Below are 11,663 nucleotides of genomic sequence, written 5' to 3' on the forward strand. Positions count from 1 at the left end.
AGCCGGCGCGTCGGCACGCATACAAAAGAACCGGCATTCCGATACAGTGCACATACGCCTCCGCCGAAATCCGGTCCCACAATCTCCACGCCCGCGGGCGCGAGCAAATCCCGCATCCGAACCGCGGCCCCGACCGTCGGCGCCCGCAGGTCGGGCACGAGAATGGTCACATCGGGAGCGGGATCGTTCACCCTTTTACACTGGCCGATAGGCTCGCCGCCAATTCCCGGCCGCTCGAGTAAGCCTGATCCGACCACAGATATTTCCAACGCCCAAAAAGACCGGCGGGATAAACGCCCCGCGACTCGTACCACTGTATGATACGGCGCGCTCGTTCTTCCCGATCCTGCATTGGAATCGGATACGCGTGTCGGACGTGCACATGCGCCGCCGCTCGCACCATCCGTTCCGGGTCGAATTTCAACACGCGCGCGAGATCCCGCACAGTCTTCGCAACACGCGCAGGAATATCGAACGATTCGTCGTCCCGCACGAACTGCTCGGTTTGCAACACTGTAGTCCCTGTTGGCACACTATTGGGCGCAACATTACTCGTGACCTTTACGCGGGCAACATCGATATCCGCATCATAAATGTAGAACCAGTCGTATGGTGTCAGATCGGACTTCTCGATCACCAGATTCACGCAGAGCAACTGCGTGCACCGCAATCCTACTGCAGCCTCACGCACTTCAGGCGGCGCGTCGACCGTGATCGCGACGAGTTCTTTCAGCGGGATGGTGCTGACCAAGCTCTCATACCGCGTTTCCGAGCCGTCCGCAAAACCAATCGTGCGCGTTTTACAATCGAGGCACACAGCGCGACGGTTCAGACGGATATCAAGTCCCTCATAAAGCCCCTTGAAGAACGCAAAGAATCCACCGCGTTCAGGATAATGAAAGAGCGAAAATACCGCCTGCTTTTCGTCCAGCGGCGCGATGGCGCCGTGAATGATCCGGGAGAGCTGCGACGGCAGTAGTCGGCCCGCCAACCAGTCCGTCCCCATCTCCGCCATCGGCACACGCCAGTATTTGTCGGTATATTCGCGATAAAATTGGTCGGTCAGATAATCTCCGTATTGGAAACGGCACCATTCTTCATAATTGGCAGCGGTCTTCCCCTGATGCGCGACCTGCGCCTTCACCAAATCATCTAGCGCCCGAATGCGGAGATCAGCCGGCAAGTCACGCAGGTGGTTTTGCACCGGATAAGTCAGCCAGTGTCCGTGCCACCAGCACCCGACGCGGCTCTGCTCAATTCGCCGCACCGCCCCGGCCTGCGCGTATAGCAGTTTCAGCCACGCCTCATCCTTCGCGTGACAAATGTGCGCGCCCTCGTCAAAGAAAACACCGTGTTGCTCGTGCGAATACGCATGCCCGCCGACGTGATCCGAAGCCTCGAATATAACGGCGTCAGAAAGATGGCGCGCTACACCGAGCGCGGTCAAGCCTGCGCCCAAGATAACTGTGTTATGTCTTCTCACCCGATTCGATATTTTCTGTCGAAGACACCCTCTGGGTGGATGGTCGACAAAGGCGCTCTGCGATCTCGGCCGCCTCTTCAATCCATTGGAGACGCTCGCGAAACGTAAGTTGTAACGCGTCTAACATATGATTGCGCTCTACGTCGTCCCACTTCGCTTGCGACACGATGTCCGAACACTTTTTCATGCATCTTGAGCATCCATTTGTAGTTTCCTCAAATAGATTAGATCAATCTGGTCTTTAGGCCGATTCGCTTTTTCCTTCATGACCAAAAGTTCCGCCAGTGGCACTACGCGTATTGAGACACCGCGATCAATCTCTCGCGATGGCGCACGCTCGTAAACAGAATCGAAATCGAATGGCTCCTGGACAAATATATCGATCGGCGCCGTTTTATGCGCATCGCTGACCAACTGAAAAACAACCATACCTTTGTTCTCAATCCATTGGCGCCGATGCTCAGGATCCGCAAAATCTTCGAGTAAAACCGGCACTCTCGGACGGTAGCCAAGTGAACGCAACGCATTCAATGCGCGTCTGATATTGTCTGGCTGTAATTTGAGAATGATGTCGATATCCATCGTCAGCCGCAAATATCCATACGCCACAACGGCCAATCCCCCGGCAACAAGGTAGTGCGTGCCGGACCGATTCAGCGCGTCGAAGATCGCGACGATGCTATTGATTTTCATCCTCGCTTTTCTCGCTCGCAGGTTTGCTCTATGCCCGAGCGCCAGTCCGTACGCGCGCGCCAGCCGAGGCGCTCTGCCGCGCGTCGGGGATCTGCAACGAATTCATCCGGCTCGCCGGGACGACGGGGATGTGCACCGAACTTGAAGAGGTCCTCTACTTGAAAATAGGCCGCAATGGCGCGCAATACATCCACCACCCGCGTTGGCTGCCCGCTGCCAAGGTTATATTCTTCAAACCCTCGCGCAGGGGCCTCCACCGCGAGGCACACTGCTTCCGCCGCATCGTTGATATACACAAAATCCCTCACCTGCTGCCCGTCGGAAAACGCCGCCGGTTTCCGCTGCCGGGCGCACTCGACGGCGTACGGAATGACCTGATCCCCACGCTGGCCCGGCCCATACACGATGAAGGGACGCAACCAAACAACCGGGATGCCCGTCCGGATGGCCCACGATGCAAAGAGATCGTGAACCGCGCGCTTGGCCCAACCGTAAGGCGACAACGGCTGGACGGGCGTCGTCTCTTCAGTAAGGATGCCCGAGGCGGCGCCGAATTCATCCGCCGATCCCAGCGTCACAATCCGCGAAACGCCCGCTGCCGCAGCGACGTCCGCTATGCCGGCTGCAATGCGAACACTTTCGGCTTGGACGCCGAACCCCTCATGGCGGCGCATGTCCCACGCCAGATGAATCAAGGCGGCGCCCCCCCCTTCTTCGGCAAACAGGCGCTCAATGGCTGCAGAATCGGCGAGGTCTGCCCGAATAAAGCGCGCCGCCGCAGGCGCAGACCCCGCGCGATCGACGGCCAAAACAGTGTGGCCCCTATCCACCAGCGCGTGAACCACGGCGCGGCCGATGAACCCCGTCGCTCCGGTAACAATAATTTTCATCGGGAGCAGGGACGGGGTCCGCTAAAAGTTACCATTTCACCCACGGCGCATTGCCGCTTTCATAGATGCGTTCCAGCGTTTCGCGGTCGCGCAGCGTATCCATGCACTGCCAGAAACCTTCATGCTTGAACGCCGCCAATTGGCCGTCCCGTGCCAACGCGGCAAGAGGTTCGGACTCCAAACTGTAGTTTCCCCGCGCCGGCAGCCGATCAAAAAATTCACGCCGGAAAATGAAGAACCCCCCGTTGATGTAATCATGGCGGAGGGGCTCCTTTTCCTGGAAGGCCAGCACCCGCCCGTCCTCTCCAAGTTGTAGCGTGCCAAAACGGGAAGGCGGGTGGACCGCGCCGATCGTCCCAACCAGTCCGTGCCCCAGGTGAAACGCCAGTTCAGCGCCCAGGTCGATGTCGCACACGCCGTCGCCGTAGGTCAGACAGAAATGGGGCGCATCGATGTGCCGTTCAATCAGCTTCACGCGCGTGCCGGTCAACGTGTTCTCGCCGGTTTCGACGAGGGCGAGCTCCCAATCGGGCGCCTGCTCCGCATGATAGGAAAATTCGCCCGTGCGGCTGCGCAGCGTGACGCTCGACGTATGCTTGAGCAAATTCAGAAAGTACTCCTTGATCACGTACCCTTTGTAGCCGAGGCACACCACAAATTTGCGAAACCCGTAGTGGCTGTACATCATCATGATGTGCCACAGGATAGGCCGGCCCCCGATGGTGACCATCGGTTTTGGGATTACCTGAGTTTCTTCCATCAAGCGGGTACCGCGCCCGCCGGCCAGAATCACAACGGGGATGTCACTTGGTTTGATCATCGGCGATTCTCCGAACCCGCCCGGGGCGGGATTTTTCCATGCCCTGTAAAAAATTCGTGCTCGGCTTCCATGGTATGGAAATTACAGGCGATGCGAAAATCGCGGTCATCCAGCTTGCGCCCACCGGCATCCGGCAGCGGCCGCGTCCAGCGTGTACTGGCGGATTTCGCCTGCCATGTAGGACCGAACATCGGCGGCGCCGGCGCTTCGCAAAAATTGATAACCCTCCACCGTTCGCCGCACCGCCTCGCGGAACGACCATACCGGCCGCCATCCGAGCAGCGAGGACGCCTTTTCAACGCTCAGTCGCAGAAAATTTGCCTCATGCGGCTCTCTCCCAGACTTTTCCGCCTTCCAGCTTCCGTGTCCGAGGACACGAATGATTTCATCGGCGAGTTCCGCCACCGTGCGGGCGGCATCGAGCGCAGGTCCGAAATTCCATGCGTCGCGCACCCACGCTAGGACCGGACCGCGCTGCAGTAACAGCGCGCCAAGCTGCAGATAACCGGCAAGTGGCTCCAACACATGCTGCCAGGGTCGGACCGCATTGGGATTCCGCACCAGCAGGATTTCACCGTTCAGCAGCGCGCGCATGGCGTCCGGCACAATGCGGTCCACTGCCCAATCGCCGGGTCCAATCACATTGCCGGCTCGCGCGCTGGCCACGGCGATCGGCCCCTCAGGCGGAAAAAAGGAGCGCCGGAAAGAAGAGACCGCCAGTTCAGCGGCCCCTTTCGACATGCTGTAGACGTCGTGACCGCCCATCGGATCGTTTTCGCGGTAGGCGTAGGGCCATTCGCGGTTTTCATAACATTTATCGCTGGTGACGATGACGGCCGCGCAGGGACGGCCCGCGCGGCGGAGGGCATCCAGAATGTGCACAGTCCCCATGAAATTGGTAGCGGCGGTCCCAACGGGATCGACGTAGGAGGGCCGAACAAGCGATTGGGCGGCGAGGTGAAACACAATGTCCGGCTTGCTTTCATCGATGCATTGTCGGACCCGTTCAGCATCGCGAATGTCGCCGTCGCGGTGCCGGATGAACGAGTCGAGAGCAGCCCGGCTATAAAGCCACTCCCGCGTCTCCGGAGGCAGGGCGAACCCGTACACGTCGGCGCCCAGCTCCATAAGCCAAAGCGACAACCAAGCTCCTTTGAAGCCGGTATCGCCCGTGACGAGAACTTTCTTGCGCCGATAACAATCAAACAAGGCCATCAACAGACTCCTTCTCCGCGCCGCGCGACTCCGTTAGGACCCAAGCATGGATCGCATTACCGATTGCGGGCGAATAGAAAGGGTGATAGCGTGCCGCGCCGTCAAGGCATTCAAGATGAGAATTATCATTATTGGCGCGGGCCCTACCGGTCTGGGCGCGGCGTGGCGGCTTCACGAACTGGGTCATACCGATTTCTGTGTGTATGAAGCGGAGTCGTTCGTCGGTGGCCTGGCCGCGTCGTACCATGATGAAAAAGGGTTCACCTGGGATTTGGCCGTCCATGTGGCTCACTCGCATTACCACTATGTCGATCGGTTGATGGACGACCTCCTGCCCGACGGTTTCTACCATCACATCCGAAAATCGTGGGTGCGTTTGTACGGCGCATGGGTCCCCTACCCGTTCCAGTACAATATTCGCCACCTGCCCCAACGTGCGAGAGACGAGTGCCTCGATGGGCTCCGCGCGACGCTCAACAAAAATTTTCCGGCCGCGAAAAATTTTGGGGAGTGGATTCTCCAGACCGCCGGGACGGGCATCGCAAACCACTTCCTGTTTCCCTACAACCGCAAGCTTTGGACTGTCGATCCTTTCGAGATGAATGCCCATTGGATCGGCGACCGCGTGCCCAAGACGGATTTCGAACGGGTCGAGCGAAACATCCGGGAAGGGCGCGACGACGTATCGTGGGGCCCAAACGCAACGTTCCGTTTCCCCAAAAAAGGGGGCACGGGCGCGATCTGGAACGCGATGGCCGCTCGCCTCCCGCGGGGCTCGATCCGGCTCTCGACGCGACTGGTTCGGCTGCACCCGCATGACCATGTCGCTGCGTTCTCGGATGGTACCCGCGAGCGATATGACGCCCTCATTTCGACCATACCTTTTGTCGAACTGACCCGTCTGATAGGAGATCCCGACCTCCACCGCAGGGCGTCTGGTCTCCGACATAACACCGTCCACGTCGTCGGGGTCGCGGCGCCGTTCCCGATCCCAGAGCTGCTCCGCGACAAAACGTGGGTATACACGCCGGAAGACAGCTGCCCATTCTACCGCGTGACGCCATTTTCGATATTTTCGCCCGCCCATACGCCGGATCCCGCCCGCTACTGCTCGTTCCTGTGCGAAATCGCCCGGCCGGCGGACGACACGTCGAAAACGATAGATTGGGTCGAGCCTACGCTGGACGGATTGCGCGCCATCGGGCTGGTCGACATCCCGCGCGAGAAGGCTCATATCTTTTTGATGAAAGCGACTTACGGCTACCCCATTCCCACCCTCGATCGGGACGAGATCCTCGCCGATGTAATCCCCGCGCTCGAGCAGCACGGTATCTACAGTCGCGGCCGGTTCGGCGGATGGAAATACGAAGTCGCAAATATGGACCACTCGATCATGCAAGGCGTCGAGGCCGCAAACCGGTTGCTGCGCGGGGAGCCGGAAGTGACCCTTTTCCAGCCGAATCTCGTCAACGCCGGCAAGCGTTGAAGTTCCCTTCGGTTCATTCCCTGGATGGAAAAAATCCTGATGATCCTGACGAAAGACCGGCGCGATTGCGTCGGCATGAACCTGTTGCTCCACGAACGCGGCGGTAGTTTCGAGGTCTTTGACCGCGTGGTCTTTCTCCTCAACGGCGTCACACGCCGGCACATGCGCTTTATTGACGAATGGATCGAGCGCCATCCCCGCCTGCAGTGCGACAAGATCCTCGGCGACGGGACGCGGCCCCAAGGCATCGCAGCGATGCAGAATCGCTGCATTCAGAAATATCCCGGTTGTTTTTATGCCAAAACCGACGAAGACATTTTCGTGCCTTCGGGGTGGGCGCGTATGATGTGGGACGCCTATCTCGCTCATAGGGATCGAGACGATCTGGCGCTGATTACGCCGCTGATTCCTAACAACGGCTACGGACTTTTTATTTTGTTGACGCAGTTTTATACCGAATTACTGGAGGAGCACCGCCGCCGTTTTGGTTGCGACCCTTCGCCCGAGGCGCAAGGGTTGACGTGGCGCAGCCCCCTTGTGGGGGAATGGGCGACACGGGCATTCTTGAATCTCCGAGAAGCCAACTCCCGACACCGCGGGCGTGTCGGCTCTCAACCGTTTCTTTATTTTTCCAGGCACTTCAGCATCGGTTGCATCGCATATGACTATCGGCACTGGCAGCGGATGGGCGGCATTCCCCCCACGGATGAAACCGGCTGGTGCGCCTGGATTGCAGAACATCACCACGTGAACGTCCTCGATTGCCGGCAAATAGCGCTGCATTACACCTTCTTTGTGCAGCAGGAGTGGCTCGACCGTACGCAGTTGCTCGAAGATATCCGAGCGGCCAATCTGCCGGATACCCTGACATGGGCCCACCGGATGCAACTGACCCGCGCCGTCCGCATCGCGAAACAGATTCCGAACATCATCCGCCGACGCTGGTCGGCGGTTCGAGCCCGCGGTCGGCAAACCATTTCTTGAGGTGCGCGGTCCAGCGTATCCTTCTCTCGATGCGTTTGTTTGGTTAGCCACAGGAGAGCAGGCGAGGCGAACGGAATGCGCACGCCCGGCAAATCCTGCCAATCGATGAGGTGAGAGACCTCGCCAAAGGTAAGGCCGCAGGCCGCGCCCACGAGATCTACCGTGATCTCATCGTTGACTCGAACCACGACATAGTGGTCTAAATCGCTCGGATCCATTTCGGCTGCCGTTTGATCCGGCAAAACCTTCAAGGCCTCGCGAACGAGGGCCACATTTTCGGGCGATTTATCAAGCAACAGATCCAAGTCGTTTGTGGTTCGGAGCAACCCCTGCGCGATAATCGCCGCCCCCCAATCACAATCTAGCGCGCGCCTAGTTCGTTGAGTCGAGCGCAGACGCGAATCAAATCCTCAATCGTCCGGATTCGCGTTATTTCCGGAACCGGATATTCTGAATCCACCAGAAATCCGCCTCTTCAAACGAGCGAAAGCGGAAAACCCCGCGGGGCCAACTCGTTCGGCCTCGGTTCATCTGATTCGCCAACTGCTGCAACTTGGTTGCATGCTCCCATCCTCCGCCCGGCGATACACGCCGCCCCACCACCTTGCGCGGCACGTCGTCCCATTGCTCGGATGTTTCTCGAACTTTCGTCATCTACATATGATCTAAGCCGCTTGGTCGAAAGCTTCAATTTCAATGCGTAGAAAATCCTTGTCCAGCGAGGCCGCGGGCACAGGAAAGCAGAACGGAGCGATGGAGTTCGTAATTTAGCGGCGCATATCGGAGCCCCCGACGCGCGAAGTAGAGTGCGCGTCCCGGACGCCCTTGATGCCGGTGGTATTCGGCGTTGACCGCGTACGCGCGGGCAAGCGCACGGCGCACTTCGCGCTCGTCCAGCAGTCCCTCCCATACGCGCGTTGTGTACACGCGTTCGAGTTCATCGACATCCTCCGGCGTCCATCTCCAGTTTTGGCGGCTCATGCTCTGTGTCCAACGCCGATAAAAGCCAAGCACTTCTGGAATAAATCCGATGCCCGCCGGGAAGCTCCGCAAAATGTAGAAAAATGTTTCCAGATCCGAGTTCGGAAACCGCATTCCATGCGCGCGCTGGGCATCCAGCCAGACCTCCGGTCTGACCATGATGGAGCTGATGGTAATAAAACAATGCTCGAGCAGGCTTCTCGCGCAGTTGCCCGTTGGAGGAATTTTGCCTTCATGACGGATTTCGAGAGGGCGGCCGTCCTCATCAATCACCCGAACATAATGGTGGCTCATGGGGATCTGAGGATGGGACTCCATGAAAGCAACCTGTTTTGCCAGTTTGTCCGGGAACCAAAGGTCATCTTGATCGATGAATGCACAATATTTCCCCTTGGCCTGCTGGATGCCGTCGCAACGAGCCCGATCGCAGATACCAGAGTTTCTATCCCGTCGAATCAATCGCACCTGAGGTCCGAAGGCAGCCACGATTTCGGGCGTAGCGTCGGTGGACCCATCGTCCACGACGATCGTTTCAAACGGCGAATAGGTTTGCCCCAGAACACTCTCGATGGTTTCGCGGATCGTCCGGGCCCCGTTATAGGCCGGGATGATGACGCTAACGAGCGGGGAGTTCACGGAGCAAGCGCGGCGGCATAGAGCGCCTTGTACTGGGGGACGAGATTTGGCCAATGAAACCGTTCCGCCCATGCCCTGGCTTGCGCGCGTTTGGCCGGGAGTTGTTCCCGAGCTCGGGAGATGGCACATAAGATTTCAACCCAAGCATCCACACACGCATCCTCCACGATCCAGCCGCCGTTGGGTTCGATATAGTCAGCCGCCCCGCATGTGCGGTTTGTCACAACAGGCGTACCGCACGCCATGGCCTCCAGAACGGCATTGTTCGCCGTCGCATCGAGGAGGGGCATGACGAGAAGGTCAGCTTTCTGATAGGCCCTCAACAGATCTTCGTCGCTCAAATGGGGATATAAGATCACATTCCTGATCCCCCGATATGCGGGGTGGGGATAGGGCTTGGTGGCCACGTACAAGGTCATCACGCCGTCTGGGAGGGCGTTCATTACCGCCGCGGCCAACTCATGGTCCCGTTCCGTAGAACCCACGAGCAAGCCCATCAGCGGTTGATCGTCCGGCGTCGGCGGACGCGCCGGATCCGGCTTGAAGTATGCGGCATCTACCCCGTGTAAGGTTAGAAAGATTCTGGACGGCGGGTATCCTTTTCCTACAAACCATGCCCGCTGGCCATTGGAGACCACGGAAATCGCATCATAGGCTTCCAGACGGATCCCACCGCAAACCTGTTCCTGCCTTCTCGGGCTCGCATGAAATGTGCCCGCGACACGCACGCCACGTCGATGAAAACAATCGGATCGGCGCGGACCGGCAAATTCGGCAAACAGGAAGTGCACCACCGACCCCGGCTCGCGGATTTGTCGGGCGATGCGGTGTTCATCCCAGAAAGGCAGCAGGTAGTTCCACTCGGACCCGTAATATCGCTGCCCCCATTTTCTCAGCGCAGATTCGAGACGCCAGTGCCAACGGCCCCATTTTTTCCAGTAGCAACCATGGACAATAGGGACCGCCCCCACCGCTTCGACCAGCGGCTCAAGTCCGGAGCGATGCATAAAATCATGAGGGCGGAAGTAAACTCCGTAAATTCGTGCATCACGCATTCACGGCTTCCTTGAACGCCGCACAAATTTCATCGACTTCTGAAAGGGACAGCCCGGCAAACATCGGCAATCGCAGCAGTCTCTCGCTCACATCCTCGGTCACAGGGCAATCCCCGGCCCTCCCGCCAAGTGCGCGTCCGACATCGGAAAGGTGCAACGGGAGGTAGTGAAAAACGGCCAAAATACCGCGCTGCTTCAGGCGGGCAATGACGCGCGATCGGGTCGCTTCATCCGGCATCAGCACGTAAAACATGTGCCACGCACATCCGCATTCCGGCGGAATCACGGGTAGCCGGATGCCCCAAGCCGGCGCCCACGATTGGAGGTTATTCCAATACCGCTGCCAGATTTCGCGGCGTTTCGCCTGGATCAACTCCGCCCGCTCCAACTGGGCACATAGGACGGCGGCCAACAAATCGGAGGGCAAAAAGCTCGACCCCTTGTCCACCCACGTGTATTTGTCCACCTCCCCGCGAAAGAAACGGCTCCGGTTGGTGCCCTTTTCGCGGAGGATCTCCGCTCGCGGCGCGAAACTGAGGTCATTGATCAAGAGTGCGCCGCCCTCTCCGCAGGTGATGTTTTTGGTCTCATGAAAACTGAGCGTGGCTAGCTGTCCGAAGGAACCCAGGGGCTGTCCCTTGTATGAGCCAAACAACCCATGGGCATTGTCTTCAATCAAGAGGATACCGTGCCGCGCGGCGATATCCATAAGCGCGTCCATCTCGCAGGCAACTCCGGCGTAGTGGACTGCAACGATCGCTCGAGTCCGCGATGTGATGGCGCTCTCGACCCGACGTTCATCTAGATTGAGGGTATCGGGACGCACATCAACGAAAACGGGACGGGCCCCATGAACGTAAAACGCATTCGCTGTGGAAACAAACGTAAAGGACGGTACAATCACCTCTTCACCCGGCCGCAAATCCAGCAATAAGGCCGCCATCTCAAGCGCATGCGTGCAAGAGGTCGTCAGAAGAGCCTTCTTTACGCCCGTCACCCGCTCGAGAAGCGCATGGCATTTCTTTGTGAAGGGGCCATCGCCGGACCATTGTGGGGACTGGAGGGCTTCCTGCAGGTACGCGGATTCCAGCCCCGCGCATTCGGGCCGATTGAACGGAATCCGGTAACCCATTATGTTTTGGCGAACCACTTGTGAAGCCAGACGCTTACATCGCGTGTAACGAATCCATGTCGCTGATAGATTCGTTGGGCAGCCACATTCGAGCCCTGCGTCACGACATCCACCGCTCTGCAGTCACGTTCGGCAAACCATTGGATGGCCGCATTCAGCAAGTGCCGACCAATCCCCCTCCCCCGAGCAGGCGCTGAGACGGCAAACAACCCGATTTGTCCCACTCCCGCGCCCAGAAGCTTACACGTAACGTATCCTTCAATCTCCCTCCCATGATCGGCCACATAT

At 58.6% G+C, this 11,663-nt stretch carries 13 protein-coding genes; 2 read left to right on the forward strand and 11 right to left on the reverse strand.

What is annotated here, in order from left to right; genetic code table 11:
- From NZ740_10555 to rfbG, 6 genes are all read right to left on the reverse strand, one after another.
- A partial coding sequence (locus tag NZ740_10555; GenBank protein ID MCS6772440.1) for a hypothetical protein occupies window positions 1-191 on the reverse strand: 191 nt, incomplete at its 3' end.
- A complete protein-coding gene (locus NZ740_10560; protein MCS6772441.1) occupies window positions 188-1,459 on the reverse strand; it encodes an FAD-dependent oxidoreductase in 1,272 nt (423 codons plus the stop codon). The genes NZ740_10555 and NZ740_10560, both read right to left, overlap by 4 nt.
- Before the next feature lie 207 nt (window positions 1,460-1,666).
- Complete coding sequence (locus NZ740_10565; protein ID MCS6772442.1) at window positions 1,667-2,176, reverse strand: nucleotidyl transferase AbiEii/AbiGii toxin family protein; 510 nt, start codon at window positions 2,174-2,176, stop codon at window positions 1,667-1,669.
- A complete protein-coding gene (locus NZ740_10570) occupies window positions 2,173-3,066 on the reverse strand; it encodes an NAD(P)-dependent oxidoreductase (protein MCS6772443.1) in 894 nt (297 codons plus the stop codon). The genes NZ740_10565 and NZ740_10570 overlap by 4 nt, the downstream gene beginning before the upstream one ends.
- A gap of 28 nt (window positions 3,067-3,094) precedes the next feature.
- Complete coding sequence (gene rfbF, locus NZ740_10575) at window positions 3,095-3,886, reverse strand: glucose-1-phosphate cytidylyltransferase (GenBank protein MCS6772444.1); 792 nt, start codon at window positions 3,884-3,886, stop codon at window positions 3,095-3,097.
- A gap of 105 nt (window positions 3,887-3,991) precedes the next feature.
- The gene (gene rfbG, locus NZ740_10580; GenBank protein ID MCS6772445.1) at window positions 3,992-5,101 is read right to left on the reverse strand and encodes a CDP-glucose 4,6-dehydratase; all 1,110 of its coding nucleotides are present in this window, start codon (window positions 5,099-5,101) and stop codon (window positions 3,992-3,994) included.
- Window positions 5,102-5,216: 115 nt separating this feature from the next.
- Between rfbG and NZ740_10585 the strand changes: the two genes are divergently transcribed.
- A complete protein-coding gene (locus NZ740_10585) occupies window positions 5,217-6,587 on the forward strand; it encodes an FAD-dependent oxidoreductase (GenBank protein MCS6772446.1) in 1,371 nt (456 codons plus the stop codon).
- Between the two features lie 39 nt (window positions 6,588-6,626).
- Window positions 6,627-7,571 (forward strand): hypothetical protein, encoded by a 945-nt coding sequence (locus NZ740_10590; protein ID MCS6772447.1) that lies wholly within the window; start codon window positions 6,627-6,629, stop codon window positions 7,569-7,571.
- A gap of 429 nt (window positions 7,572-8,000) precedes the next feature.
- Here the strand turns inward: NZ740_10590 and NZ740_10595 are convergent, their stop codons facing one another.
- From NZ740_10595 to NZ740_10615, 5 genes are all read right to left on the reverse strand, one after another.
- The gene (locus NZ740_10595; protein ID MCS6772448.1) at window positions 8,001-8,225 is read right to left on the reverse strand and encodes a hypothetical protein; all 225 of its coding nucleotides are present in this window, start codon (window positions 8,223-8,225) and stop codon (window positions 8,001-8,003) included.
- Between the two features lie 39 nt (window positions 8,226-8,264).
- A complete protein-coding gene (locus NZ740_10600) occupies window positions 8,265-9,188 on the reverse strand; it encodes a glycosyltransferase (GenBank protein ID MCS6772449.1) in 924 nt (307 codons plus the stop codon).
- Complete coding sequence (locus NZ740_10605; GenBank protein MCS6772450.1) at window positions 9,185-10,243, reverse strand: glycosyltransferase family 4 protein; 1,059 nt, start codon at window positions 10,241-10,243, stop codon at window positions 9,185-9,187. Before NZ740_10605 ends, NZ740_10600 begins: the two co-directional genes overlap by 4 nt.
- Window positions 10,236-11,375, reverse strand: a complete 1,140-nt coding sequence (rffA, locus tag NZ740_10610; GenBank protein MCS6772451.1) for a dTDP-4-amino-4,6-dideoxygalactose transaminase — start codon at window positions 11,373-11,375, stop codon at window positions 10,236-10,238. The genes NZ740_10605 and rffA overlap by 8 nt, the downstream gene beginning before the upstream one ends.
- Window positions 11,375-11,663: GNAT family N-acetyltransferase (locus tag NZ740_10615; GenBank protein MCS6772452.1), on the reverse strand; the 289-nt coding region annotated here is incomplete at its 5' end. The genes NZ740_10615 and rffA, both read right to left, overlap by 1 nt.

It is taken from the genome of Kiritimatiellia bacterium, assembly GCA_025054615.1.
Lineage (GTDB): Bacteria > Verrucomicrobiota > Kiritimatiellia > CAIVKH01 > CAIVKH01 > JANWZO01.